Raw genomic sequence first — 25,000 nt, forward strand, 5'->3', positions numbered from 1 at the left:
CCATTATGGTAAGCCCAGCCCGATAAATTTGTCAAAGGAAAAAGCCACAGTCCAAAAGGGCCCCTCTTTGCAGACGGGCCTCCGGCAAAAAAACTGTTCAGCTTCGTTTTCCGATCAAAATGCTGTCCTCCACCTTGATGCAGCGGTCCATAATGACCGTAAGTCCGCCTTTTGCGGCGATTTCGTACGCTTCCTCATTGAAAATTCCGAGCTGCAGCCACAGTACGCGCGCCCCGATCTTCACCGCTTCCTCCGCGACCGGAGGCGTCAGTTCGCTGCGGCGGAAGACGTTGACGATATCGACCGGTTCGGGAATGTCCGCCAGGGAAGCGTACACCTTTTCGCCGAGGATTTCTCCGCTTACGGTTGGATTTACCGGGATGATGCGGTAGCCGTTGCTTTGCAGGGCCTGCGCGACCATGTAGGAGGTCCGGTCGGGCTTATCCGACAGGCCGACAACGGCGATGTTGCCGGCGTTCAGCAATATTTGCTTGATCTCTTCACGGCTTGGGTTTCCAAATGGCATTTTTAGCTTCCTCCCTTTCAAATTTGTTCGTGATCAAAAAGTCAGGTTTTCAGCACCGAGAAGGTTGGATGAAGCTAGGGACTGAGGAGCGGAGCGTACGTTTTGGGTACGTGAGCACCGGAAGGCCCGGCTGAATTCAAGATTCGACGTCGATTCCGCTTCTTGACCTGCTTCGTGATCAAAAGCTGACTCTATAAGTTTATTCTACCCGTTCCACGGATGCGCCAAGCGAGCCAATATGGTCGAAAAACTGCGGATACGATTTGGCCACATGATGCGCATCCTTAATGACAAGCGGCTGCCGGCAGCGCAGACCTACGACCGTGAGCGCCATAATCACCCGGTGATCGTAATGCGCGTTGATCTCCACGCCGCCTTCAAGCCCGGCAGGACGGCCGTGCACGATGATTTCCGCCTGGCGTTCCTCCACGTTGGCCCCCGCTTTTTTCAGCTCTTGCAAAAAGTCCGTAATGCGGTCGCACTCTTTGTAACGCAGATTTTCCACATTATAAAAACGCGAGGTGCCGTCGGCGAATACCGCGGCCGCGACCATGGCCAGCACCGCGTCGGTGGCGGCGTCGCCGTCGAATTCGACCGGGCGCAGCCGGCCGTTGCCGCGCACGTGCACGGTGCCGTCGCTATGGGTGAGCGGCACGTCCATCATCTGCAGCACGTCGACGATGGCTCTTTCCCCCTGCTTGCTGCGCTCGGCCAGCCGGTGCACCTTCACGTCCGATTTCGTGATCGCGGCCGCCGCCAAAATCGCCGCCGATCCGGGGTAATCGCCTTGCACCGTGTAGGTTTTCGCCTGGTAGCTTTGCCGTCCCGGGACACGGAAATGCATGTAATCGCCGCTCGCATGGATGACGATGCCCGCCTGCTCCAGCACCTCCAGCGTTTGCCCGACAACTACCTTCGATTTGAGATCGTCCAGCACTTCGATTTCGCTGTCCTCGTCCAGCAGCGGGGTCAAAAACAGCAGGGCGCTCAAATATTGCGAGCTGACCGCGCCGGACACGCGGATTTTCCCGCCTTTGGGCGCTCCGCCGCGGATGCGGATCGGCAGCCGGCCCTCGTTGTGTTCGACCTCTACCCCAAGCTGGCCAAGCGCTTTGATCAGGTCGTCGTGCGGGCGTTTGCCCAGCGAATCGGGGTACGTATTAACGAACGTCACATCCGGACACAGCGAGGCGATCGCCATCAGGAAGCGGAGCACCGCTCCGGCGTTGCCGACGTTCAGCTCTTTGACGTCCTTCGGCCGGCGGCCGAAGCCGGTGATGACGATTTTTTCCTCGTCCTCGTCCAGCACCGCGCCCAAATCGGCGATGCAGCGGCGCATCGCATCGCTGTCTTCGCTGTGTGCGGGATAATATACGGTACTTGTGCCCTCCGCCAAAGCGGCGACGAGCAAATACCGGGTCGTATAGTTTTTGGAAGACAGGGCTCCAATTTCTCCAGTCAGCTCAGGCGTAGGCCTTACGATTACGTCCATGTTTCATTCCCCTTTTCGTTGTTGATCGTTAACCGCGGCAACGCGTTAAAATCTCAAGCGCCACCTGCTCTGCGTTTTTCCCCGTTGTATCCACGGTATGATGCGCGAAATCGTAGGCGTTTTTCCGTTCCTCCAGCAGCGCGATTATCCGTTCTTTGGCGCCGCCGGCCAGCAAGGGGCGGTTTTCGTCCTCGCCGACGCGGGCGATGATGTCGTCCGCCGAAGCTTTCAAAGCGATAACCAGCCCGTTCTCCAGCATCGCCCGGCAGTTGCCCTGCCGCAGCACGACGCCGCCGCCGGTCGCCAGGACGATGCCGTCGTCCGCAAGAACTCGACCGAGAAGCCGCGATTCCGTGTCTCTAAAGAACGTTTCGCCTTTCTCGGCAAAAATTTCCGGGATCGACCGCCCGGTTTCCATAACGATCATCTGATCGAGATCGACAAGACGGAGGCCGGCTTCGGCCGCCAGCAATGCCCCGACGGTCGATTTGCCCGTGCCCATCATGCCGATCAGCACGATATTATTTTTGGCAGTACGCATGTTTTTTCACCTACTTGCAACTTTCCCATATCATAACACAGGCCGGCATATTTTCAATACTTGCTCCGCAGCATTTCCTCCGGGTGCAAAAAAGCCGCCGAAGAGACAGGCGTCTCTCCGGCGGCCGGGCGTATCATTCTATCCACTTTACGTCCTTCTTAGAACCATTGATGGTGGAAGACGCCTTCCTTGTCGACCCGTTTGAACGTATGCGCGCCAAAGTAATCGCGCTGCGCCTGCAGCAGGTTCGCCGGCAGACGCTCCGTGCGGTAGCTGTCGTAGTAGGACAAGGCGCTGGCGAAGCCCGGAACCGGAATTCCGTTCTCTACGGCAGCGGCAATGACTTTGCGCCATGCGTCCTGATAGCTTTCGACCACGTTTTTGAAGTACGGGTCAAGCAGCAGATTTTTGAGCGCGGGATCGCGGTCGTAAGCTTCTTTGATGTTGTGCAGGAACTGGGAACGGATAATGCAGCCGCCGCGGAAAATCATCGCGATGTTGCCGTATTTCAAATTCCAGCCGTATTCGTCGGAAGCGGCGCGCATTTGGGCAAAACCTTGAGCGTAAGAGACGATTTTGCTGGCGAACAGCGCTTTGCGGACGTTTTCGATGAATTCTTGTTTGTCGCCGGCAAACGGCTTTTTGGCCGGGCCGTTCAAAATTTTGCTGGCCGCCACGCGCTCTTCCTTCATCGCCGACAGGAAGCGGGAGAATACGGATTCCGTAATCATCGACAGCGGCACGCCGAGATCCAGCGCGCTTTGGCTTGTCCATTTGCCGGTTCCTTTTTGCCCGGCGGCGTCGAGAATGACGTCCACCATCGGTTTGCCGGTTTCTTCGTCATATTGGGAGAAGATGTCGGCGGTAATTTCGATCAAGTAGCTGTCGAGCTCTCCTTTGTTCCATTCGCTGAAAATTTCGTGCAATTCCTTGGCGTCAACGCCGAGTACATCCTTCAGCAAATGATAAGCTTCGCCGATCAGCTGCATGTCGCCGTACTCAATGCCGTTGTGCACCATTTTGACATAGTGCCCCGCGCCGTCCGGACCGATATATGTACAGCAAGGATCACCATTCACTTTGGCGGAAATGGCCGTTAAAATCGGTTCAACCAGCTTGTAGGCGTCTTCTTGCCCGCCCGGCATGATGGAAGGGCCTTTCAGCGCGCCTTCTTCGCCGCCGGATACCCCGGTGCCGATAAAGCGGAAGCCTTTGGCCTCAAGCTCTTTGCTGCGGCGCTGCGTGTCCGGGAAGTGGGCGTTGCCCCCGTCGATGATGATATCGCCTTGATCCAGGTAAGGAAGCAGTTGTTCAATCGTCGCGTCCGTAGCCGGGCCGGCTTGTACCATAATCAAAATTTTGCGCGGAGTTTCCAGCGAGTTGACGAACTCCTCGACGGAAAACGTGCCGACAAGGTTTTTGCCTTTGCCTTCGTTTGCCAGAAGGTCATGCGTTTTTTCCGGGGAACGGTTGAACACCGAGACGCTGAAGCCCCGGCTCTCAATATTCAGGGCCAAGTTTTTGCCCATGACGGCAAGGCCGATAACGCCGATTTGTTGTTTTGACATGGTCTCCATCCTTTGCACACTATATTTTTGTTCAATAATATCATTTTAACAGTTTTGTGTACAGAAGTGAACCCTGCTCTGCCTTCAAAAAACATCCCCCGACAATCGCTTGGGGGAACCGGAAAAATATAGTCTATTTTGCGCCAAGCGGATCGTTACCATTCCAGGCGGATCAGTTCCAGGCGAAGCTTGCGGAGTTTTTCCTTGCAGGCTTCCGAGGCCGCTTCGTCGCCGCTTTGCAGCGCTTCAAACAGCCTGCCGAGCTCGTCGTCCAGCTCCCGCTCCAAGTCGGCAAGCTGCCGTTCCGCTTTGTCCGAAGCGAACATTTCGGCAAGCTGCTCCGTGTTTAGCGTCGGGCCTTTCTGAAAAATGACCTTGTGCTCCATCCCGGATATTTCGACCAGACGGATGACTTCGCCGAACAAAATATTTTCGATCACAATTTGCCTGTCCTTGAACCGTTTGACCACCGCGTGACCGCGCAGCTCCCCGATCAGTTTCTCCAGCCATTCGGCCAGCTTGGCGTCGCGGATTACGTAATCGCCGGCCAGCTTGTATCCTTTGGCGAGACGTTGAAACTTCAGCTTCGTCAGCTTGCGTCCGGTGCGGACGGAAATAATGAATACGGATTCGTTTTCGCTCCAATATAAAGAATACCCGTCTTGGATCAAATCGCGGATCAATTGTTGAATGTGCCGGCGGTCAAATCGGAGTTCCAGATTACAATACTCAACCTCATAGCTTTTATTCACGGCACTCCCTCCTAAAAGTTTTTGTGAGCGTTACATCTTTGGTTGCGCTTCGTACAAAAACTACTTCGAAAGCATAAGCTAAGTTTTTGTGAGCGTTGCATCTTAGCTGCACTTCGAACAAAAACTCGCTACGGAAGCATTGACTTAGTTTTTTGCGTTTCGAACAGACTCGCAGCGGCTTACCTTATCTTATACTCCATCTTATGTTAAGGAACTTGGTTTATTGATTATTTTTACCCGTTTCGGGCCACGGTTGACGCATCCTTGGGGGCGGTATGTTATACTGATGGCAGGCAAATAACACCATAATGCATTTCCGATTGATGAGGCTGGAGGTATTAAGCATATGACATTTCCCGGTTTTGCGCAGGAGGATTTTGAAGCGTTGACCGTTCCGGGACTCGAGGGCCGGATGGAAGCGATTATTAGCCGGATCAGACCGAAGCTGGAGACGCTCGGGACCGAGCTGGCGCCATACTTGTCCGCGCTTTGCGGAGAAGAGATGTACCCGCATGTCGCCAAACACGCCCGGCGCACGGTCAATCCGCCAAACGATACATGGGTGGCCTGGGCCGCGAGCAAACGCGGCTATAAAGCGCTGCCCCATTTTCAAGTAGGCCTGTTCCCCACTCACTTGTTCATCATTTTTGCCGTCATCTACGAAAGTCCGAACAAGCTGGTATTCGCTAATTATTTGGACAAGCATGCGGCAAAGGTGAAAAAAACAGTTCCGGGCGGCTTCTATTGGTCGCTCGATCATATGGATCCCGGCGGCACGCCGCATCAGGAGGCGGACAGCAAGCTGCTGAAGCAATGGGCCGAACAGCTGAAAAAGGTGAAAAAAGCCGAGATCATGTGCGGACTGCGCCTGGAACAGGACAACCCTCTGCTTGGGGATGGGAGCAAGCTGATGCAAACGATCGAGGAGACGTTCCAGACCCTGCTCCCCCTCTACAAAAGCGCATTTTAAAGTGTTACGGGCGAGAGGCCGTGGCGCGGCCAGCCTTCGGGATTAACCCCGAAGGCTTTTGGTCTTTCCCGCAATTCCGAGATGCAGAAAAAACAGCAAGGCCATCACCGCCGAACTGGCCAGAAACGGAGCGGAAGGCCCCAAAACATCCCACATTTTGCCCGATACGATAGGCCCTACCACCATTCCCGTGCCCTGTATCGTCAGAAACAGCCCCCACACCGTGCCTTTCTCCCCTTCCGGCAGCAAATGCGAGAGCATTGTATCCCAGGTCGGAAGAATGAAGGCGTAGCTCACCCCAATCAACATGACGAGCAGCCATACCAGGGATACGGAGCTCGTTACCGCGAAAATGCCGATCGATACGGCCGCTAGCGCGAACCCGACGTGCAAAAACCAGTGTGTCCCGAAGCGGTCCACCAGCTTCCCGATCGGGATGAGCCCCGCCACCGTGATGCCTCCGCCGATCACCAGCATGAAGCTGAACGTTTCCGGCGGCAAACCGAGCTCGGACCGGACATAAAGCGTAATGACGGGCGTCAGCAGCCCCACGGCAAAAGACTGCAGAAACAGCGCCGGATAGAGCAGCGGACTGACGTGCAAATTTTCTCTGATCTCGCGGAGCGTGGCGCGGATATGGCGCCATATTCCCCCCTGCCGCAGCGCCTTGCCCAAGGTTTCGGGATCGGCTTCCCCCCGCTTGGCCCCGGGCCTGCCGCCGGTTTTGCCGGGAAGAAACAGCGATACGATCACCACCAGCCCAACGCAGGCCAATAGGAGCCAAAACACGGGACGGTAAGTGCCGTCTACGAGAAAATTGATCAGCACCGGTCCCAATCCGGTTCCGCCGAGGCTGGAAATTTGCATGACCCCCATCGCCGTGGCGAAATTTTTGTTTTCTTCCGCCACCGCCGTAATTCCCATTAGGACGCACGGCCACAGCGGCGCCGTACCGATTCCCAGCAAGGCGCAGCCAAGCACGAGAAATCCCATCGTCTTCAGAAAGGCGATCATCGCCACCGCTCCGAGCGTAATACAAAGCCCCAGCGTCATCGTCAGGCGAAAGCCGATCCTCTCGATCAGCCAGCCTGACGGGCTGCGGAACAAATTATCTCCGATATATTGGAGCGAAAAAGACAAACCGATTGCAAAGGCGCTCAGCTTTAGCACGTCCCCCATATAAACGGGCAGTACCGCAACGATGAGCGCTCCCTTTACGAATTCGACCAAAAACATAATGACCCAAAGGCAAGCGAACGTAGGATTAAGCAGTTTTTTGCGCGCGATTCTTGAAGTTAATTCCATGGCCAATCTCCCCTCCGCTATCACTCCAAATATGATTTTTCCGTTTTAGTTTGTCCCTTTGGGGAGCGTTCTTACCCGCTGCAAACGCATTTTTCTTTCCCTCGCCAATGTTCGCTTGCATTCCGAACCGTTTTTGTTATACTCAAGCTTGTTTATATTTTAACGATGAAAGGCAGGGATGGCCCATATGGATCATCAAAGCACGCCGCTTTTTACCGCACTCAAAAAACACGCGGCCGGCAATCCCGTTCAATTTCACATTCCCGGGCACAAAAAGGGGCTCGGCACCGATAAAGAATTCCGCGAATTCATCGGCGATAACGCCTTGTCCATCGATTTGATCAACATCGCCCCGCTGGACGATCTCCATCAGCCGACCGGCGTGATCGAGGAAGCGCAAAAGCTCGCCGCCGACGCGTTTGGCGCGGACCATACGTTTTTTTCCGTTCAAGGCACAAGCGGGGCCATCATGACCATGATATTATCCGTTTGTTCGCCGGGCGATAAAATTATCGTTCCAAGAAACATTCACAAATCGGTCATGTCGGCGATTATTTTCGCCGGAGCCAAGCCGGTTTTCGTGTCGCCGGCCCAGGACTTTAATCTCGGCATCGATCACGGCATTACGACGTCCTCGGTGCGCCGCGCTTTGCAGCGCCATCCCGACGCCAAAGCGGTTGTGGTCATTAATCCGACGTATTTCGGGGTATGCGCCAACCTGAAGGAAATCGTTGACCTTGCCCACAGCTTTCATGTTCCCGTGCTTGTGGACGAAGCGCACGGCGTGCACATCCATTTTCACGAGCAGCTGCCGATGTCGGCCATGCAGGCCGGCGCGGATATGGCGGCGACGAGCGTTCACAAGCTTGGGGGTTCCATGACGCAGAGTTCGATTCTAAACGTCAACACGAAAAACGGTTATGTAAATCCGCAGCGCGTGCAAACGATCATCAGTATGCTGACGACGACGTCGACTTCCTATTTGCTGCTGGCTTCCCTCGATACCGCCCGCAGAAATCTCGCGCTGCACGGCCGAGAGTTGGCCGAACAATCGATGGAGCTGGCGCAGTACGTCCGGGAAGAAATCAACAAAATCGAGGGGCTGTACTGCTTTGGACGGGAAATTTTGGGCAGCGAAGCGGCCTATGACCATGATCCGACCAAGCTTACGATCCATGTCCGCCATTTGGGCATCACCGGCTACGAAACGGAAAATTGGCTGCGTGAGCATTACAATATCGAGGTTGAGCTCAGCGATATGTACAATATCCTCTGTCTGATTACGCCGGGGGATACGCGGGAAACCGCCGACATATTGCTGAAGGCGCTGCGCGAACTGTCCGGCATTTACTACAAAGAAGGCAATGCCAACGAGTTGATCGTCAAAGTACCGGAAATCCCGCAGCTCTCCTTGATTCCGCGGGACGCCTTTTACGCCGATACCGAAGTGATTCCGTTCAAGGAGTCGGCGGGCCGGATCATTGCCGAGTTTATTTACGTATATCCGCCAGGGATTCCGATTTTGCTCCCCGGCGAAGTCATTTCCCAGGATAATATCGACTATATCGTCGACCATGTGGAGGTCGGTTTGCCGGTGAAAGGGCCGGAAGACCGGAAGATCGAAAATGTAAAGGTCATCGTAGAGGCAGACCCGATCTTCTAAAGCCTAAACTTATGCAAATCAAAAGCTCCCCGAAAAATCGGGGAGCTTTTGATTATTGCCGCCGAGGCGTTATTAAACTTCATCAAGCTGGGAGACAAGTTCGTTGTATGCTTCCTCCACTTGCTTCCATTCTGCTTCGTCTTCGATATTGTAAAGCACCATCTCTTCGTTTTCTTCTTCCATGCGGAGAATGATGCCGTCCGCTTCCGGATTGCTTCGCTCCAACAGAAGTGCGTACACTTTTTCGCCTACGTCGAACGTTTCGACGAGCACCATTTCTACGTCGTTGCCTTGTTCGTCCGTCAGCGTCAACACAAACTCTTCGTGCTCATGATCGTGGTCATGGTCATGCCCGCATCCGCACGCTTCGCCGTGTTCGTGATTGTGGTCGCTCATTAAATTACCTCGCTTTAATGGTTTTAATGGTTTTAAATAGTGTTGCCTTATCCCCCCGTATCGTAACATTTTCGGATGGACAGGTCAATTTTCCCAGCCCCGCTGTGTAGATTATTTTGCACCTATTCCAGGACATTGATACCTTTCTCCGATACCAGCACAAAATCCGTTCCGCCGGACGGTTTCATATAAAATCCGACCGTATACCGCCCGGTTGCTTTGAAATCGTACGTGTAGTCTTTGGTGCGGAACCAGAAATTATCCTTCTGATCCTTGATTTCATCGGTCTGGATTTCCTTCGAGGTTCCGTCGGGCGCCGTAATCGAGACGCGAACCGCTGAAATGTTAGTCTTCAAATTATCGATTTGCGAAAATACGAAAAATTTAAGCTTGCCCGTCTTTTTGATATCCCCGAACACTCCGTCCTCCCTAGACAAAGACATATGAACGTTCGGTTTATAGTAATTGACCGTTTTCGTTTCTTCATTATAATCCACCAATCCATCGAGACTCCGTAAAGGGACATAGGTTTTCCCGTCGATAACATATCCGCCGTCTTCCATTTCACGGCCGTTCAGCAGCAGTTTCACCTTTTGGGTGGCCGCATCGGCAAATAACATGGAACCCCCCATTAAAGAGAAAGCTATGACAAGGAAAGCAATTCTTCTCCATTTCAAATTCATTGGTATGAACCTCCATTTGATTCATGTTGATATAAATTTATACTCCGCCTGTACGGGCAAGTTGCGGTATTACCGGTAAAAGCCGGATATTTTTTCCGTCTTGTCCGCTTGCTTTGCTTCGCTCCGGAGCCGGGGGCTTTCGTTTGAATGGGAATTGGAGTACATTAAAGGAAAGAATGCAACTTTCACAAGGAGGATATTTATGACACTTCGTCTGCAAATGCTTGGCACAGGCGGGGCATTCGCCAAAAAGTACTTTAACAATAACGGCCTCTTGTATGCGGAGGACTTTACGCTGTTGATCGATTGCGGCATTACCGCGCCGCTTGCGCTGCATGCGCTTGGCAAACCGTTGGATCAAATCGACGCTATTCTGATCACGCATATCCACGGCGACCATGTCGGAGGCCTCGAAGAATTCGCCTTTCGTATGAAATACGGCTCCGGGAAGAAGCCGGTTCTCTACATTGCCGACAAGTTGGCCCAACCGTTATGGGAAAATACGTTAAAGGGCGGAATGAGTCAGGATGGGGTGATTGGCTCGCTTGAGGATATCTTTGACGTCCGGCTACTCGCGGAAGGAAAAACCGAACGGTTGTCGCAGGGGATTTCCGTTGAAATTATCCAAACGCCGCATATTCCGGGTAAAGCAAGTTATTCGCTTTATTTTAACGGCGAGGTTTTTTACAGTGCGGATAAAACATTCCAGCCGGAGCTGTTGACCCGGCTCGTAACGGAAAGAAACTGCCGAAAAATTTTACACGAAGTCCAGCTTACCGGCCCTGGCGAAGTACATACCACGCTTCAGGAACTGCTCTCCTTGCCCCCGGAGATTCAAAGCAAAATTTTGCTGATGCATTACGGGGACGAGATGGAGTCTTTTATCGGGAAAACCGGGGAGATGGAGTTTCTGCGCCAGCACGAAATTTATACGCTATAGAAGGCAAAAAACAACCTTCGGCCGTAAAGCCGGAGGTTGTTTCGCATAAAGGACAAGGACGACGCGGGTTTCCTATTCGAAGCTCGGCAGGTTGTCCAGGTTGTTCGATGGATCTCCGTCGGCGTCGCCGCGAATATACATTTCGCCGTCCCGGCCTTTAAAGACGTTGACGCCGGCGATGGCGCCGGCTTTAACTTCCTCAAGCGCCTGCTCGTAATTGAGCACCCGCCCGCTCGACGTTTTAAACTCCCGCAAGTCGCCGTCGCCGTTTTTGCGGACTGCGATAAACGTTTCTCTGGTATCCAGGGCCATCTTACGATCACATCTCCTTATCAAGAGTATGATTATAGATTGCCCCATAACCCGAAAACTATGACTTTAACGGTTTGACCATACGCACATGCGGGATGCCCGCGTCGTCGAACGGCTCGGCCGAAATCGTCTCATAACCCAGCTTCGCGTAGAAGCCCTCGGCCTGACACTGCGCATCGAGCACCGATTTCTCCAGGCCAAGCTCGCGTGCCAGCTCTTCCAGAGCGATCAGCAGTATTTTTCCGACGCCTTGCGAGCGAAAAGGCTTGCGCACGGCAATCCGCTGCATTTTCGCCGAATTGTCTTTATAATAAGTAAGCCGTCCTGTGGCGGCGTATTCGCCGTTCAACTCGATCAGCACATGATGGACATCCGGGCCGATTTTGTCGTATTCGTCTATTTCCAAATCGATCGGCACCTTTTGCTCCTCCACAAATACTTCCTTGCGGATATCCAGGCATTTCTGCAATTGTTCCTCTGTTTTGGCGTGTATAATCGTAGCGGCTGACACCAGGCTTCCCCTCCCAAGGTTTGCTCGTATATCTATAATTTTAAACTGCATTATTATACAAAAAAATAGTTTCCATGTATAGTTGAACCTACGGATACTCCCCGAAACCTACTCCTTGGAGTACACATCTTCCGCGATCGTTGGTGAGTACACATCGTTCGAAACAGATACGCCAAATGGCCACGGCCATCCATCCGCCTGCTTTTTCATCGTCGCCCGGTCCGGTGCCAGGCTGCAGGCGCTGACCAGCGCAAGCAGAACGGCCGCAGCCAAAACGGCGGCCCAGCCGGCGTATTTGTTCCGCCCCTGTCCCGCCGGGGACGCATTGAAGTTACGCTGCATATGAAACATCCCTTCCTGGTATTAACCTTGCCATAACTGGCATATTCCATTGTTGTCTCATCCCGCTCCGGATATACGCAAAAAAAAGTATTTGACAGAGTCGTCTCCGCCTGTTATTATAAATTTTGTCTTCACAATATTCTGATCTGCTAGCTCAGCTGGGAGAGCACCATCTTGACAGGGTGGGGGTCAGTGGTTCGAGCCCACTGCAGATCATTGAGAAAGGACCCTTACAGAGTAAGGGTTCTTTGCTTTCTAGCTACTTTTTTATGCATGACAAATAAACCATTTTGATTCAAATGGTCAAGTTTTGGTCAAGAAGGTGTTGTTTTGGTCATTTCATCGTGATTTTCAAGCCTCTGACTAGTTCAAAATAACCTCCTCCTTTTCTTCCTCAAATAGCATTTTTCCTAACATAATCGCGGTTTCTTTCTGCATACTCGGAAGTAGGTGGGAATAAGTATCGAGGCTTATTCTGACGTCTGCATGGCCCAAACGTTCACTTACAATCTTCGGATTTACGCCTTGAATTAGAAGTAGTGTAGCGTGAGTATGTCTCGTGTCATGGAATCGGATTTTGGGGAGTCCCAGCTTGTTGATCTGAGCATTGAAAAATCTCCTGATATTGCTTTTGTTTGTCGGAGTGCCGAATTCCGTACAAACGACCAAATCCAAATCATGATACAACGGTGACTTACGTTCCTTATCAATTCGCTTCTTATGCATTTCCAAATATGAGATCGTCTCAGGGGGCAAGTCGATTGTTCTCATTCCTGAGGCAGTTTTGGTGTAAGGCATAAGTTCTTTTCCATCACTGCTCAAGGTTTGAGTTACACGAATAAATCCCCGTTCAAGGTCTACATCTTTCCAACGCAAACCTAATATCTCACCTACTCGCATTCCAGTGGTTAATCCCAGAAGCGGGGCTATAAAATACCGAGCATTTAAATCAGCGTTCTTAAGGAACAGCTTAACTTGCTCCAGATTCCAAACTTTTATTTCTTTTTTTACCGCCTTAGGCCGATCAACCAGCGAAGCGGGATTCTTCTGGATCAGTCCCCAACGTTCAGCTTTTTTAAGCGAATCATTTATTAGCGTATGGACTTTTTGAATGTTTTCATCGGACAACGACTTCTCCTTGGTAAGGCGGTTGTAAAGTTGCTGAATCATCATTGGAGTAAGCTGGGTAAGTTCTACATGCCCTAGTGTTGGTAAAATATGTAGCTCAACCAACCAACCAACGATATGTTCCGATGGTTTGCTGCTTTACCCTAGTTTGTTTATCCTCAAGCCACTGTTCAAGCATGTATTGCCGATAGGTCATTTTGTGGGGCTTTATATAGGTTCCGGCAGACAGAGCATGTTCGAGTTCATTCATTGCTTTTAGAGCTTCCTGTTTGGTTTTGAAGCCCCGCTTTTTATATTGCTTCGGTTTACCGTTGTCATTGGTACCAAAGGTATGAAAAGTACAAATGTATTACATTGAATCTAAGTGACGAATCAATAGAAAAAGGAAACTGGCTGACCACAACATTTATTGATCGTGATTTTTTAGTGTATAAGTAGGATCAATATAGATATCTTAGAATTGCAATAAAGTTATCATCGCGCATTATAAGAACAAAAGCTAAGAAGTTTTTTTTCAATGATGAGTGGCTTGAAGATGAAGATGCATTAGAGTATATATCTAGTACTAAAAATAGTCGAGAAATGAACTCCCTCTTGAACAAGGTGACTGAACAAGAACCTAATGTCCAGAAGGACTTCGATGCTCAGGAATTTTTAAAAGCTCAAAAGCTGTACATTTCTGAGATAAAGCTGTTTCCATTAACAGAAAGTCCTTCAGACGAAACTGACAATTTCGGTTGGGAAGATGATAGTTACTACTATCTTCCTTACTCTAATACGTGGAAGTGGATTCGTGCTTATTTTATTCGTAATGGGATTAAGTTGTTAACCGCAGAAAAAGATTTGGATCATTACATGGTTGAAGCAGGGATCTTTGAAAGCAATGAAAAAAGACCAAAATCTCGCTTAATGCGAGCTGATCGAAGGACACCACCATTAAGAAAGCGGGTATTTATGATAAACAAAGCAAGGTTTGATGAGTTTTTAGCCCAAAAGTGAAATAAAGCTTAACCGTTATATATATATATATATATTTATATATATATTATCTCAAAGATTTTATATATGTCTGTTACGTCTATCGTCAGTAATTTTGTAGTGTTGACTCTATTTGTAACAAATTAAAAGTGCGCAAACACATTCAGAAAAGGATGTGTTTGCGTGAAAATAGGGTATCATACTGTAATGTTGTCAATTCCGATTAATTTCTATACTGAAGAAGCTTTATTTAAGGCTCTACAGCAATGTTCAGAAAGATTGAAGGCCAAGTATTACCCACAAAAATGGAACCATATATCATGGACAACTTTCGAGCTTTTCAAAGATAATGGACTTTTAATCTACTTGATAGATAGGCAATACCAAAGCAATAATCAAAAATATATTTACAAAGCACTTGAAATTAGGTTGAATCCTAGAACTGATTGACAATGATCAATATTTGGAGGTCAGCAAACACAGTGATTACAATTTGATTTCAGCCGCATTTCGTAAACTATTTGAGCCAGTTCGACTTGCATATAAACAGCAGTTAATTAGCTACTATAGTTCATTTATATTTAATGATATTTCAAAGTATAAAGTTGATCGTATCGACTACTGCATTAATATTCGGACGCCGTATATATGGAGCTAATTCGCCGTGCCGACAAGCCAAAAAAATTTGAAGTGTGTCTTGAGGCAAACCTGCGTACAAAACGCAAAGAGCCTTATAAGAATGCATTCCGTATACAAAGTAAATCGGTAGTTGTTCATTTTTATAACAAGCAGTTTCAGATGAACAAGGTATTCGGTGATGAATTTCCAAAAGGACAGGATGCTAAAGATATCATTCGATTAGAAGTGCAATGTAAAAAGAGGAAAATGAACAACCTAAAACAATACTATCAGATTTCTGGAAAGACTTTGGAAGATTTTTCGGACCAAGATTTATCCGAGAAGGTATTATTGTCGTATTACAGGAAAACGGTTGGATACGAGGATTACTTTACCTTAAAAGAAGCTAGAGAATTGATAAGTAACTCTGACTATAAGCGAAAATATCGTGAGAATATGATTGAGGTAATAGAACTGATCAATCAGAAGAGATCAATTTGGAAAGCAAGGGAAGAATACGATGGAGAAATCAAGAAATTTAATGAAGCAGTTAAACAAATAAAAAAAATGGGCATAAACCCTGTCACAATTCCGGCATGGTGGAAGATTGATCGACTCCCCAACCTTATACATGAAATAGACATTAGTTTACGACAATCCATCACTAAAGGTTCACATGAAGCCGATGTTATTTAGTTCCTAGCCCCCGCAATAAATGGGGGCTAGGACTAGTCTTAAATTATTGTTGAACTGTCAAATCACTTGCATCAATCCAACTGCTTGATTTGTACTTGATACCTGCTAACATAGCCATGTAATCGGCATCTTCATCTTTGAGCCAAAGGTTATCCTTACTGTCCCAATAGACAAGAACTCTACCACCGTTAATCTTAGTTACTTCGCCATAAAAGAAGCTAAATTGGACGCGATCTCCCACCTTGATGGCTACGCCTTCTTTTGAAATAGGTTTATCGCTGGTGGTATTTTGGTTGCTGTTATCATGAGAAGAGTCACTACTTGTATCCTCTGAGGCGATCGGAAGGAAATAACCGCTATAGTCTGTAAGTATATTGTCAAAATCACCTTGATAAAGTGCAATAATTTGATTTTTTTGATCCCAGACAAGCTGCAAACCTAAGTGGTCGCTAACGAATCTTAATGGGACCATTGTTCTGCCGGATATTGTGGTTGGGGCAACATCTAGATCAATTTGTTTTCCATTGACATACGCCTTCCTGCTGTCGAGAGTAAGAATAACTTTATTCATGTTTAGATTAATGGTTATCTTTTTTTGAGTAGGTTCCCAATCCGATGTTCCACCAAACTCTTTAATGATGTTACTTATAGGTAACAAAACTCTGTTGTTAACAACTATTGGCGCAGCATAAGTTACCGGATCAATAAATGTCGTAAATTGAGCATCATCGATAAACATACCGGTATCGTTAACTTTAAGAATGATTCTTTTATTTGGAGCTTCAGCAGCAGATATAAAATTCTGCCCGATCAAGCTGGATGATATAAGTATAGATGCACTAAGGATAATAAGTTTCTTCAACATGTAATATTTTCGCTCTCCTTTATCAATTTATTAGAAAAATTACTTGTTCTTTGAATCCGATTTCTCATAGGAATCATTTAATTCCTTGGCTGTTTTAAAAACATCAAAACCATTTTCTAAAGTAAGTTTTACTGCTTCTTTAGCTGACGATAATACTTGCTCCCATTTTTCATTCATGAGCATCTCCCCTTTCTAAACCATTTTTGGGTGAGCTTTATACTTCCAAGCCCCCCCCACCCCAACTCCTATCAAATAACCTATACTCGTCCCAATACCCGGGCAAGCTATCGTCCCTAAACCAGCGCCAAGTGCTGCTCCTGTGAGCGCTCCACTTCCAGCTATTGAAGCCCTGCAAGTGGACTCCATCAGCTTTTGAGACATGTTGTCACCTCCCATCTTCAAACTTCAATAAATTGGATTGCTCCGATATTATTTTTGTATCAACTAATACTTCCAAAAAGCATTGCTTAATCTTTTCGAGGGTCAGTTCAGTCATAATGTATTTACAGAATGGTTCCACGCCCTGTTTTGGAGGATAAGAAGGATACAATAAGTCGATTATTTCGATGCTTAATGCCGAAGCAATTTTTTCTAGTGTCTTAATCGTCGGGTTCTTTTCTCCCCTCTCGATTTGTCCTATATATGATGTATTTACCCCAGCATTTAAAGCCAATTGTTCCTGACTTAGACCCCTTTTAATTCGTACGAGTCTGATATTTTCCCCAATAGATTCAATGTTGCTCATTGTCCCCTCACCCCTATTCAAAACGATAGAATTTTTAGGAAAGAGGCTCAACAGGATATAGTATTGATTTACATGGATATAGTAAGGAATTGATACAGAGCGTGGTTAAAGTGTGGATAAAAGTATGGTGGAATTTGAAGGCTGAAGTACGAGAGGCTATTTAGAAATGGCCGTGTTCCTTTAGACTGTAGAACTGATTGTTACCAATGAAGACGTGATCCAGAACATCAATACCGATGATCTCTCCCGCTGCCTTCAGCCTCTTTGTTACAGCAATATCTTCATGGGATGGTTCCGGGTCGCCGCTAGGATGGTTATGAGCACATATAAGCGAAGCACTGCAACGTCTGATTGCTGCATGGAATACTTCTCTTGGATGGACAATAGATGCGTTCAGTGAGCCAATGGAGATGATTTCTTTAAAAATAAGGTGATTTTTGCTGTTAAGGAAGAGACATATGAAGAGTTCTTTTTGCTCGAAACGGAGTTCTGGCTCAAGGAGGGCAAATACATTTTGAGGACTGCGAATAACAATCTGCTTCTGTTCAGGATATGCTAAGACTTTTGAAAGTTTTAGCATAGCCAGTATTTGCCCCGCTTTTCCTTTTCCAATCCCCTTTATCGAAATTAATTCTTCTTCTGAAGCATTCATTAACTCTGTAGTTGTAGGAAACCGATGAAATAGCTCTTGAATCAAGTAGCTATCAGTTGTTTCCCTTAATGATTCTGACACTACTTTTTTCAAATCTTGTACTTTATCAATTTCCATTCGACTTTCCCCTCCAATTTTAATTATTTGACAATTATATAATATAGATTTCATTTCTTTGAATTTACACGTAAATAGAACACACGTTTGGAAGGGAGTGGTAACTTTTTGGCGAATTATGTAATTTGATTTAGTCTCTTAAAGTCCTTTCATGTTTGTGTTACTCATAACGTTAAATATTTTTATTTGAACAGGGGAGATTTGCTATTTCTAGTCACGTTAACAAACATGTAGTTCCTGGTAGCATATCTGGATATCTGTTTCAACCTGAAAGAGCTTTATACTGGCTTGCGAAGAGTAGAATTGGAGCATTGATTGGAATCGAAACAGATGATGATGTAGCCAGAATAGCTAAAGAAGGAGAGGCAAATGTTTATGAACAAGATAAACATTCAATCTCTGATAATATCCCCTTCGGTGATCATAGCAAAGACTTATGGAACACTCTATGTATTTGGCTAAGAGCGGCGGCCAAACCTGAATTTGATTTAGATAATGTAGAATTTCATTTAGTTACAAATAAAGTAATAATGGATGGCATTGTAATATCAATTGCTGAGGCAAAATCAGATAAAGATTGTGAAAGTTGTGTAAATGCATTAAAGGCTCTCGCAAAAAATGTTCCTCAGGGAGTTAGAAAATATGCTGAAGAAGTTTGCCAATATGATAATGAAACTCTTAAAAAATTTGTAAAAAGGGTTGTTTTATCTGACGCAAACAATAATAGTTATGGAAACAAATTAAAGGAAGAAATCAAATCTTTGTTACATGTCTCGGATATTTTACCTTTTGAAGAAATTTATAATTCTTTATTAGGTTGGGTTCATAACACCGCTATGAATTGTTGGCGAAATAGTATGCCTGCATGGTTATCAAGAGACAAATTTACAGATTATTATCAAAAATTACTTAGTAGATATAGTCTTAAGCGTTTTGACGAAACAGACCAATCACTTATACCTCTCTCCTTGGTGGATAAAGAAGCACAGTACAATGAACTATTCGTCAGACAACTCTATTTATTGGCTTTAGAAAAAAATGACGACATCCTTATATCCTCGATAGAAGATTACTTGCGTTGCAGTTATGAAAGAACTCGATTTAGCATCGAGGGAGATATCACCAAAGAAGAATTGGAGAGATTTGACCAGAATTTAATTGACAGATGGAAAATTATTTTTTCTCAATTTGAGCGTAAATACAAAAGATCTTTAAAAACATGTAGTGACATTACAGAATTAGGCGAGGATATAGGATTTGATATCCTTTCAGAAACGCTTAATCACAGGGAGCCTTTAGCTAATCAGCCTACTGAGCAATATTATTTGACACGTGGTAGTTACCATCGACTTGCTAACAGTAAAAAGTTGATTTTAGGCTGGCATCCTGAATATAAAACTCTGTTAATGCAAGGAGAATGAAATTGGATCATTTAGATGAATATGACATAATTCAAAATGTCGCATTAGCTTCTTTAGTAATCTGGTCATTTTCAGCAAAGTACTACACCACTAATGAGGAGAAAAGAGGAATAGACTTACAAGTTCTAATGCTTATACTACCTCTGCTATTTAACGAATCTTTTGTAAATTCTGCCTATAGAAGAAATTTCAAAAAAGGTTTTTTTGCCGTCCTGAATGATAATAAAAGCACCTATATTGGATTACAAGAACGGATGGAAAACATGTCAAAACTTACTCTTAGATCAATTAATGCATGCATTTCAAGTAAGTTACTTATGTACGATACAGAAACTTATTCCTTTGTTCCAATAAGAACTATAATCCCAAAATTTAACGAAAGTGAAGATATAAAAAAAATCTTCGCTGCTTCTGAACGATTAGGTTACTGGTTTGCAACAATCGATTTTCAAGAAATCTGCACACTCCTAAAAGTGAGGTTTTAAATGTGAACTTTAAAATCAATCACATTGTTTTGTGGCCTAAAGATAAAAGTAAAAAGGAAAGAGTCTTGACATTCAATTTGGAAAAAATAAATGTAATTACCGGTGATAGTCAAAAAGGAAAGTCTTCTATCATACCTATTATTGACTACTGTTTGGGCAGTTCGAAATGTGCCATTCCAGTTGGAATTATAAGAGAAAAGACAGAGTGGTTTGGTATTGTTGTAGCTGTTGACTCGAAAAAGATATTAATCGCTCGTAAGGAACCCGGGGTAAATATCCAAAGTGGTGAGATTTTCATTCAAGAAAATGCGGATATAAAGAACATTCCTCTACCAGTACCGGAGAGGAATGTTGAATTTCTGAAAAATATGCTAAATGAAATAGCTTCTCTTCCCTATTTAACACTTTCTGATGATAACGACAGCGATTCTTCTAATAAAAGAGCTAGCTTTAGAGACTTTTCAGCTTTTCAATTTCAGCCTCAACATATCGTTGCAAATCCATATACTCTTTTCTATAAAGCTGATACATATCAAAATAGAGAAAGATTAAAAAACATCTTCCCCCTTGTAGTTGGAGCAATTGATAGAGAAATACTGTATTTAAGGCAGCAATTAAAAGAGCTAGAGAAAGAATATAATAAATATAGTAATGAACTAAATGAATTACGTAGAATTACGCAACATTGGTTTTATAATGTAAAAAGCTATTATACCCAAGCTAAAGAATACGGTTTGATAACGAACTCAAATTCAGAAGAATTAGGTTGGTCAACACAAACCTATATAGATCACTTAGCAAAGATTCCAGATCTAACAAAATTGAAGAATTTTTCTTATGGTGAGATTGATACTTCTGCTGCTATTGCAGAATTGAATAATTTACTCAATCAAGAATTAAATTTATCTCGTGAGATAGGTACAGTAAGACAAAGATTATATAAAATGACAAGGCTTTTTGAATCTGAAAAGCTGTACCAAGAATCTCTTGAATATCAGCATGCAAGATTACAGGCTTCTAATTGGTTGATAAATTTGATAGAACCTAAGACAATTTGCCCATTTTGTGGTTCTGAAAATAGTAAAGCTTATGATGAAATTCATCAACTTTATAATCATCAATCAAAAATTAGTTCAATTTCGAATAACATTGAAAAGTCCTCAGCAATGTTAGACAGAGAAATCACTAAGCTTAGAAGCCGCCTCAAAGAACTAGAAAGTTCACTAAATTATGTAAGAAAACAAAAACTAGAATTAGAGATCGAATCAGAGGAATTGAGAAAATCTAGGCAGACGGAGCAAGAAATATTTCGATTCATAGGGAGATTGGAAAAGTCCCTAGACGACTATAAATTAACACACGAGAATCGTGACTTAGAAAATAAAGTAAAAGAGTTAGAAGGTCAAATTCTGAGCTTAAGACGTAAAATTGATCCAAAAAGTATTGAAGCTAAATTAAAACAAGCTTTAAAGACAATTTCTAAAACGATTAATAGATATGCAAATTTCTTGGGCGTTGAGGATGCCGATCAGCCAATCGAACTTGATATTACAAATTTAACCTTAAAAAAAATATCCGAAAAAAGAGAAGATTACCTGTGGGAAATTGGTAGCGGAGCAAACTGGATGGGCTATCATATTGCAACTCTTCTGGCTTTGCATGAATATTTTGTAGATTTGAAGTGGAACCCTGTGCCGCAATTTCTAATAATCGACCAGCCTAGCCAAGTATACTTCCCAGAAAAAATTATTCAAAACCAAAGCGAACAAGAAGCTGATTTAACACCTAACTATAAGCAAGAAGATATCGTTAGAGTTCAAAAAATTTTCACAGCCCTCTCAAACAATTTGAGAATTACAAAACATTCTGTACAACTAATTATTATCGAACATGCTGATGAAATTACTTGGAGTGGTACTGAACAAGACGTTCATGTAGTTGAAAGATGGAGAGGTAAAAACGACGCATTGATTCCAAAAGATTGGTTATAGAACTTAAGATTTAAATTTTTTTATGAGAGGATTATTCGTATGTTAAAAAATTGGACACTTCAGCATTTTAAATCTGTTTCTGATAAAACTACTTTGGAACTAGCTCCTCTTACAGTATTTTCTGGGGCTAATAATTCTGGTAAAAGCACCATTATTCAAAGTATTTTATTAACCGCTCAAACGCTACAGAATCCTGTTAAAAATAAACCGATAATCCTGAATGGGCATATAGTACGTCTAGGATCGTTTGAAGATATAGTCTCAGCCACTGCTACTAAAGATATAACAATTGGATTCGAGCTACACCTTGATGAGCCGACTGACAGAGCATCACGAATTGTTTTTTGGGGAGGTAGACCCAGAAGACGGCATAAAGATACAGTAATAAATTTCAACTATTCTTTTACTTGTGAAGGTGATATTGAAATAACTAATCTATACCCCCTATTAAAGCAATGTGATATAAGAGTCAAAGAGGGAAATCAAAACGAAGAACTATTAATAAAGCATAGAAATGATTACAGTGTGTTGGAAGAATATGCTCTTTCAAGTGAATATTTAGAATCATTTGACGAAGCCTTAAACTATGAAGTTGTAAAGCAAACACAAAGTACTGGAAGTAGAAGGTTTTATAAAAATCAACCAACTAACGGAAAACCGATTGGTGCTACATTAGAACATTTCATGCCAAATAAAATCACTCTTGTCTACAATATAATTGAAGAAGATATAACAAATTTGTTGAAAATGTGCACTTATCCAGATAGTTATAGTTTTTATCGACCAATTGATTTTACTCAATATGTATCTAGTAAATTTCATAAACTCATTATTCAATGTTTTAAAGAAATTTATGAAAAAAGCAAAACGAATTATGCAGAAAAACGAGCTACTACTCATCAAAAAGCTCTCAAAAAATTTGTAGAATCTCCATTCTCATTCGATAAACTAAAAAGATGCTTTGAAACACTATTAGTTGATGATCAAAGACAATACAGCAATGCAATTTTAGATATGAATACAAAATTAAAAGAATCTTTAAACTTGAATGGAGAAGCTGAATATGCATTAACTAATACTGAACTTAATGAACTTATTGGTTATTCGTCAGAATCCATCATAAATTACTTTACTAATAATGTAAAATATCTAGGTCCGTTAAGAGATGAGCCAAAGGCTATTTATCCTCATTCAGGGGCAACCGACTCACATGATGTGGGGTATAAAGGTGAGTATACTGCAGCAGTATTAGAAATTCATAAACTAACAAAAATAGACTACATCAAGCCAGAAGATATAGAATCAAATAATAAAAAAATTAGTAACGATTATTTACTCACCGCAGTACTTGATTGGTTACAATATATGGGAGTTGTAAATAAAGTAGAGACTCACGATAGAGGGAAATTAGGCCATGAGCTTAAGGTCGGTGTTAGTGAGAAGGACAAATGGCACGATTTAACACATGTTGGAGTTGGAGTTAGTCAAGTTTTACCAATATTAGTTCTCTCCTTACTTGCCAATAAAGGAGCAACTCTAATTTTTGAACAGCCTGAATTACATCTTCATCCTAAGGTACAAACAAGATTGGCTGATTTTTTCGTATCTATGTCATTCTTAAATAAGCAATGTATAGTTGAAACGCATAGTGAATATCTTATTAACCGTTTAAGGTACCGAACTGTTGTATCTAGCGATGAGAATTTTTCTAATTCTATCATTCTCTATTTTGTCGAAAAAGAAGAAGTTAGTTCACAATATAAACCGATTAGAATAAACAAATTTGGAGTTATTGAAGACTGGCCAAAGGGATTTTTTGACGAAAATGAAGAAAGCTCAGCTTCAATATTAAAGGCTGCACTTGCAAAAAGGAAAAAGGAGATGCAAGCTAAAGAATGAACTCAATTTATCTTGACCCATATACACTAGCTTATCCAAATAATCATGAAGAGCTTGAGCCATATGAATTTGAAAATTATTTAGAGAATATACTGCTTTGGAGACAACTGAAAGATATTCCTTTAACAGAAGTTATGGTAAGTAAACAAACTAGTCGCATATTAATGGAGCAAAACAACTACCCGTATTGGGACAGTTTAAGGGAAGCATTATTAAAAAAAGGATTAATAGGATTTTATCAACCAAAAGATATTATTGAGGTAATTGATGGTTTTTTACAACAGCCAACCATAGAAGAATCATTAGGATTAGTAGATATACTTTTCGACGATGTAATAGTTTATCCTGACGAACACCTAGAGAGACGTCCAACTATGTATATTGACGAATACAAAAAGGTGGCATTATTTTATTTGATCCACGATCTTATTCGAGAAGGCGAAGAAAGATATTTTATAACAAGAGATTCAGTAAGTGAGATTGAAATAAAGGGAGAAGTATATGCTTGCGATTTTATAAAGAAGGACTCTGATAATTTTAAATATCCCATCCTTATAAACGGAAAAGTCCATTCTCAAACTAATTGGTTACAATTAATAACCAATTTCAATGTTGTTAGTAGTTGGAAAATTGCTGAAACTGATGAAGACTATTTTAACCTAATAAATCTTTACTTACTTCAAAGACTTTCAATAATTGGAGAAAATCCTCTTGATACTGATATCCCTACTTGGAAATATGGTCATAGCTTTTTTGAAACCTGTAGAAGTTTAGGGTTCACTCATGAAGAGGGAAAAATAAAGGCATTACTAAAAGCCTGTGCAGATACTATACTGGATCAAAATCTATCGTCCACTCATACATTAAGAATTGACGAAAGTGGAAATAGCCCTCAACTTATGAGAAATAGAGATAAAGCCTGGAGAAGAGATATCGATTATGAATACCATTTACATTATTGGAAAACAAGCAATGGCCCCGAACTAGCTGCTGTAGTGGTACATAATAATATGTGGATTCCTATATAGTTACTAAAAAGCGTTAAGGTTTGGTCAATATTTTGGTCAATTTATCTCACTTTTCTATTGCTTGATTTTCACCGCAGAAGCACGATTTTGGGTCAAATATCTTTACCCTGCTTGACTCCCTTATATATTTACTTTATGTTTTAAACTACCTTTTCATCTTGACAGGGTGGGGGTCAGTGGTTCGAGCCCACTGCAGATCATCTCCGGGAAGCCTTGATATACAAGGCTTCTTTTGTTTTTGGTTACGGATGAAAGTTGTATTAAAATTGCTCCTGGGGGTTGAATGGGGGCCAAAAACGTTTTTAGCAATGGTGAAAAAAGCCCTTTCTATAATTTTACAAATGTTCCCGCTACTTTCGAGCAATTATATTGTCTT

Annotated in this window: 28 protein-coding genes, 1 tRNA gene and 1 pseudogene; 12 read left to right on the top strand and 18 right to left on the bottom strand. The window is 44.0% G+C overall.

Annotation, left to right across the window (positions count from 1 at the left end; translation table 11 throughout):
* Positions 1–97: 97 nt before the first annotated feature.
* From NYE69_RS23915 to NYE69_RS23935, 5 genes are all read right to left on the bottom strand, one after another.
* Positions 98–526 (bottom strand): CoA-binding protein, encoded by a 429-nt coding sequence (locus NYE69_RS23915; protein WP_340928175.1) that lies wholly within the window; start codon positions 524–526, stop codon positions 98–100.
* Between the two features lie 199 nt (positions 527–725).
* The gene (gene aroA / locus NYE69_RS23920; protein WP_340928176.1) at positions 726–2,018 is read right to left on the bottom strand and encodes a 3-phosphoshikimate 1-carboxyvinyltransferase; all 1,293 of its coding nucleotides are present in this window, start codon (positions 2,016–2,018) and stop codon (positions 726–728) included.
* 28 nt (positions 2,019–2,046) lie between these two features.
* Positions 2,047–2,559 carry a shikimate kinase gene (locus tag NYE69_RS23925; protein WP_340928177.1) on the bottom strand — a complete coding sequence of 171 codons (513 nt, stop codon included), beginning with the start codon at positions 2,557–2,559 and terminating at the stop codon, positions 2,047–2,049.
* Positions 2,560–2,717: 158 nt separating this feature from the next.
* Entirely contained in the window at positions 2,718–4,127 is a 1,410-nt protein-coding gene (gene gndA, locus NYE69_RS23930) for an NADP-dependent phosphogluconate dehydrogenase (RefSeq protein WP_340928178.1), read from the bottom strand.
* A 155-nt stretch (positions 4,128–4,282) separates the two neighbouring features.
* Entirely contained in the window at positions 4,283–4,879 is a 597-nt protein-coding gene (locus NYE69_RS23935) for a hypothetical protein (RefSeq protein WP_036621512.1), read from the bottom strand.
* A gap of 346 nt (positions 4,880–5,225) precedes the next feature.
* Here NYE69_RS23935 and NYE69_RS23940 point away from each other — a divergent pair, with 346 nt between their 5' ends.
* On the top strand, positions 5,226–5,849 hold the full coding sequence (locus NYE69_RS23940; protein ID WP_328273202.1) for a DUF1054 domain-containing protein: 624 nt from the start codon (positions 5,226–5,228) through the stop codon (positions 5,847–5,849).
* Positions 5,850–5,891: 42 nt separating this feature from the next.
* Here the strand turns inward: NYE69_RS23940 and NYE69_RS23945 are convergent, their stop codons facing one another.
* Complete coding sequence (locus NYE69_RS23945) at positions 5,892–7,154, bottom strand: MFS transporter (RefSeq protein ID WP_340928179.1); 1,263 nt, start codon at positions 7,152–7,154, stop codon at positions 5,892–5,894.
* Between the two features lie 187 nt (positions 7,155–7,341).
* On the opposite strand from NYE69_RS23945, the gene NYE69_RS23950 reads away from it, so the two are divergent.
* Positions 7,342–8,817 carry an aminotransferase class I/II-fold pyridoxal phosphate-dependent enzyme gene (locus NYE69_RS23950; RefSeq protein WP_340928180.1) on the top strand — a complete coding sequence of 492 codons (1,476 nt, stop codon included), beginning with the start codon at positions 7,342–7,344 and terminating at the stop codon, positions 8,815–8,817.
* Between the two features lie 72 nt (positions 8,818–8,889).
* On the opposite strand, the gene NYE69_RS23955 is transcribed toward NYE69_RS23950, so the two are convergent.
* Both NYE69_RS23955 and NYE69_RS23960 read right to left on the bottom strand, forming a co-directional pair.
* Positions 8,890–9,213, bottom strand: a complete 324-nt coding sequence (locus NYE69_RS23955; protein WP_340928182.1) for a DUF1292 domain-containing protein — start codon at positions 9,211–9,213, stop codon at positions 8,890–8,892.
* Positions 9,214–9,335: 122 nt separating this feature from the next.
* A complete protein-coding gene (locus NYE69_RS23960; RefSeq protein ID WP_326043820.1) occupies positions 9,336–9,890 on the bottom strand; it encodes a copper amine oxidase in 555 nt (184 codons plus the stop codon).
* Between the two features lie 208 nt (positions 9,891–10,098).
* Between NYE69_RS23960 and NYE69_RS23965 the strand changes: the two genes are divergently transcribed.
* Positions 10,099–10,836, top strand: coding sequence for an MBL fold metallo-hydrolase (locus tag NYE69_RS23965; RefSeq protein WP_326043712.1), 738 nt, complete (start codon positions 10,099–10,101; stop codon positions 10,834–10,836).
* Positions 10,837–10,908: 72 nt separating this feature from the next.
* Here NYE69_RS23965 and NYE69_RS23970 read toward each other — a convergent pair whose 3' ends face one another.
* The 3 genes from NYE69_RS23970 to NYE69_RS23980 all read right to left on the bottom strand — a co-directional run bounded on the left by NYE69_RS23970 (position 10,909) and on the right by NYE69_RS23980 (position 12,001).
* Positions 10,909–11,148, bottom strand: coding sequence for a DUF3892 domain-containing protein (locus NYE69_RS23970; protein WP_340928183.1), 240 nt, complete (start codon positions 11,146–11,148; stop codon positions 10,909–10,911).
* A gap of 58 nt (positions 11,149–11,206) precedes the next feature.
* Positions 11,207–11,659: a GNAT family N-acetyltransferase gene (locus NYE69_RS23975; RefSeq protein WP_328270181.1), complete on the bottom strand. Its 453-nt coding sequence runs from the start codon at positions 11,657–11,659 to the stop codon at positions 11,207–11,209.
* Between the two features lie 108 nt (positions 11,660–11,767).
* On the bottom strand, positions 11,768–12,001 hold the full coding sequence (locus NYE69_RS23980) for a hypothetical protein (RefSeq protein WP_328270182.1): 234 nt from the start codon (positions 11,999–12,001) through the stop codon (positions 11,768–11,770).
* A 143-nt stretch (positions 12,002–12,144) separates the two neighbouring features.
* On the opposite strand from NYE69_RS23980, the gene NYE69_RS23985 reads away from it, so the two are divergent.
* Positions 12,145–12,217 (top strand) — tRNA-Val (locus NYE69_RS23985).
* Positions 12,218–12,364: 147 nt separating this feature from the next.
* Here NYE69_RS23985 and NYE69_RS23990 read toward each other — a convergent pair.
* The 3 genes and pseudogenes from NYE69_RS23990 to NYE69_RS24005 form a co-directional block, all read right to left on the bottom strand.
* On the bottom strand, positions 12,365–13,129 hold the full coding sequence (locus tag NYE69_RS23990) for a tyrosine-type recombinase/integrase (RefSeq protein WP_240534223.1): 765 nt from the start codon (positions 13,127–13,129) through the stop codon (positions 12,365–12,367).
* A gap of 97 nt (positions 13,130–13,226) precedes the next feature.
* Positions 13,227–13,379 (bottom strand): hypothetical protein, encoded by a 153-nt coding sequence (locus NYE69_RS24000; protein WP_240534118.1) that lies wholly within the window; start codon positions 13,377–13,379, stop codon positions 13,227–13,229.
* 15 nt (positions 13,380–13,394) lie between these two features.
* Positions 13,395–13,475 (bottom strand): annotated as a pseudogene (locus NYE69_RS24005) (Arm DNA-binding domain-containing protein); the annotation flags it as partial.
* A 248-nt stretch (positions 13,476–13,723) separates the two neighbouring features.
* Here NYE69_RS24005 and NYE69_RS24010 point away from each other — a divergent pair.
* The 3 genes from NYE69_RS24010 (at position 13,724) to NYE69_RS24020 (ending at position 15,421) form a co-directional block, all read left to right on the top strand.
* Positions 13,724–14,128: a hypothetical protein gene (locus tag NYE69_RS24010; RefSeq protein WP_127463441.1), complete on the top strand. Its 405-nt coding sequence runs from the start codon at positions 13,724–13,726 to the stop codon at positions 14,126–14,128.
* Positions 14,129–14,290: 162 nt separating this feature from the next.
* Entirely contained in the window at positions 14,291–14,557 is a 267-nt protein-coding gene (locus NYE69_RS24015) for a hypothetical protein (RefSeq protein ID WP_036621494.1), read from the top strand.
* Positions 14,558–14,755: 198 nt separating this feature from the next.
* Complete coding sequence (locus NYE69_RS24020; protein ID WP_036621493.1) at positions 14,756–15,421, top strand: hypothetical protein; 666 nt, start codon at positions 14,756–14,758, stop codon at positions 15,419–15,421.
* Positions 15,422–15,464: 43 nt separating this feature from the next.
* On the opposite strand, the gene NYE69_RS24025 is transcribed toward NYE69_RS24020, so the two are convergent.
* From NYE69_RS24025 to radC, 4 genes are all read right to left on the bottom strand, one after another.
* Complete coding sequence (locus NYE69_RS24025) at positions 15,465–16,286, bottom strand: copper amine oxidase N-terminal domain-containing protein (protein ID WP_051985373.1); 822 nt, start codon at positions 16,284–16,286, stop codon at positions 15,465–15,467.
* Positions 16,287–16,325: 39 nt separating this feature from the next.
* Positions 16,326–16,463, bottom strand: a complete 138-nt coding sequence (locus NYE69_RS24030; protein WP_164815252.1) for a hypothetical protein — start codon at positions 16,461–16,463, stop codon at positions 16,326–16,328.
* Between the two features lie 208 nt (positions 16,464–16,671).
* Entirely contained in the window at positions 16,672–17,031 is a 360-nt protein-coding gene (locus NYE69_RS24035; protein WP_051985372.1) for a helix-turn-helix domain-containing protein, read from the bottom strand.
* A gap of 160 nt (positions 17,032–17,191) precedes the next feature.
* Complete coding sequence (gene radC / locus NYE69_RS24040) at positions 17,192–17,800, bottom strand: RadC family protein (protein ID WP_036621491.1); 609 nt, start codon at positions 17,798–17,800, stop codon at positions 17,192–17,194.
* A gap of 311 nt (positions 17,801–18,111) precedes the next feature.
* Between radC and NYE69_RS24045 the strand changes: the two genes are divergently transcribed.
* The 5 genes from NYE69_RS24045 to NYE69_RS24065 are packed head-to-tail and all read left to right on the top strand — an operon-like array spanning position 18,112 to position 24,624.
* Positions 18,112–19,221 carry an ABC-three component system protein gene (locus tag NYE69_RS24045; RefSeq protein WP_036621488.1) on the top strand — a complete coding sequence of 370 codons (1,110 nt, stop codon included), beginning with the start codon at positions 18,112–18,114 and terminating at the stop codon, positions 19,219–19,221.
* Positions 19,222–19,223: 2 nt separating this feature from the next.
* Entirely contained in the window at positions 19,224–19,706 is a 483-nt protein-coding gene (locus NYE69_RS24050; RefSeq protein WP_036621485.1) for a three component ABC system middle component, read from the top strand.
* Positions 19,707–19,708: 2 nt separating this feature from the next.
* On the top strand, positions 19,709–21,697 hold the full coding sequence (locus NYE69_RS24055) for a DUF3732 domain-containing protein (protein ID WP_036621483.1): 1,989 nt from the start codon (positions 19,709–19,711) through the stop codon (positions 21,695–21,697).
* A 39-nt stretch (positions 21,698–21,736) separates the two neighbouring features.
* Positions 21,737–23,596, top strand: a complete 1,860-nt coding sequence (locus NYE69_RS24060) for an AAA family ATPase (protein WP_036621481.1) — start codon at positions 21,737–21,739, stop codon at positions 23,594–23,596.
* Positions 23,593–24,624: a hypothetical protein gene (locus NYE69_RS24065; protein ID WP_036621480.1), complete on the top strand. Its 1,032-nt coding sequence runs from the start codon at positions 23,593–23,595 to the stop codon at positions 24,622–24,624. The genes NYE69_RS24060 and NYE69_RS24065 overlap by 4 nt, the downstream gene beginning before the upstream one ends.
* Positions 24,625–25,000: the final 376 nt, after the last annotated feature.

This window comes from Paenibacillus sp. FSL R5-0527 (assembly GCF_038008055.1).
GTDB classification, from domain to species: domain Bacteria; phylum Bacillota; class Bacilli; order Paenibacillales; family Paenibacillaceae; genus Fontibacillus; species Fontibacillus macerans.

Bases quoted from the DNA above. Each gene is read 5' to 3' on its own strand.
- NYE69_RS24025 (WP_051985373.1), bottom strand. From the start codon at position 16,286: ATGTTGAAGAAACTTATTATCCTTAGTGCATCTATACTTATATCATCC.
- NYE69_RS23945 (WP_340928179.1), bottom strand. From the start codon at position 7,154: ATGGAATTAACTTCAAGAATCGCGCGCAAAAAACTGCTTAATCCTACG.
- NYE69_RS23970 (WP_340928183.1), bottom strand. From the start codon at position 11,148: ATGGCCCTGGATACCAGAGAAACGTTTATCGCAGTCCGCAAAAACGGC.
- NYE69_RS24000 (WP_240534118.1), bottom strand. From the start codon at position 13,379: ATGAATGAACTCGAACATGCTCTGTCTGCCGGAACCTATATAAAGCCC.
- aroA (WP_340928176.1), bottom strand. From the start codon at position 2,018: ATGGACGTAATCGTAAGGCCTACGCCTGAGCTGACTGGAGAAATTGGA.
- NYE69_RS23925 (WP_340928177.1), bottom strand. From the start codon at position 2,559: ATGCGTACTGCCAAAAATAATATCGTGCTGATCGGCATGATGGGCACG.
- NYE69_RS23955 (WP_340928182.1), bottom strand. From the start codon at position 9,213: ATGAGCGACCACAATCACGAACACGGCGAAGCGTGCGGATGCGGGCAT.
- NYE69_RS23950 (WP_340928180.1), top strand. From the start codon at position 7,342: ATGGATCATCAAAGCACGCCGCTTTTTACCGCACTCAAAAAACACGCG.
- NYE69_RS24035 (WP_051985372.1), bottom strand. From the start codon at position 17,031: ATGAGCAACATTGAATCTATTGGGGAAAATATCAGACTCGTACGAATT.
- NYE69_RS24020 (WP_036621493.1), top strand. From the start codon at position 14,756: ATGGAGCTAATTCGCCGTGCCGACAAGCCAAAAAAATTTGAAGTGTGT.
- gndA (WP_340928178.1), bottom strand. From the start codon at position 4,127: ATGTCAAAACAACAAATCGGCGTTATCGGCCTTGCCGTCATGGGCAAA.
- NYE69_RS23980 (WP_328270182.1), bottom strand. From the start codon at position 12,001: ATGCAGCGTAACTTCAATGCGTCCCCGGCGGGACAGGGGCGGAACAAA.
- NYE69_RS23940 (WP_328273202.1), top strand. From the start codon at position 5,226: ATGACATTTCCCGGTTTTGCGCAGGAGGATTTTGAAGCGTTGACCGTT.
- NYE69_RS24030 (WP_164815252.1), bottom strand. From the start codon at position 16,463: ATGAATGAAAAATGGGAGCAAGTATTATCGTCAGCTAAAGAAGCAGTA.
- NYE69_RS23915 (WP_340928175.1), bottom strand. From the start codon at position 526: ATGCCATTTGGAAACCCAAGCCGTGAAGAGATCAAGCAAATATTGCTG.
- NYE69_RS23965 (WP_326043712.1), top strand. From the start codon at position 10,099: ATGACACTTCGTCTGCAAATGCTTGGCACAGGCGGGGCATTCGCCAAA.
- NYE69_RS24065 (WP_036621480.1), top strand. From the start codon at position 23,593: ATGAACTCAATTTATCTTGACCCATATACACTAGCTTATCCAAATAAT.
- NYE69_RS24060 (WP_036621481.1), top strand. From the start codon at position 21,737: ATGTTAAAAAATTGGACACTTCAGCATTTTAAATCTGTTTCTGATAAA.
- radC (WP_036621491.1), bottom strand. From the start codon at position 17,800: ATGGAAATTGATAAAGTACAAGATTTGAAAAAAGTAGTGTCAGAATCA.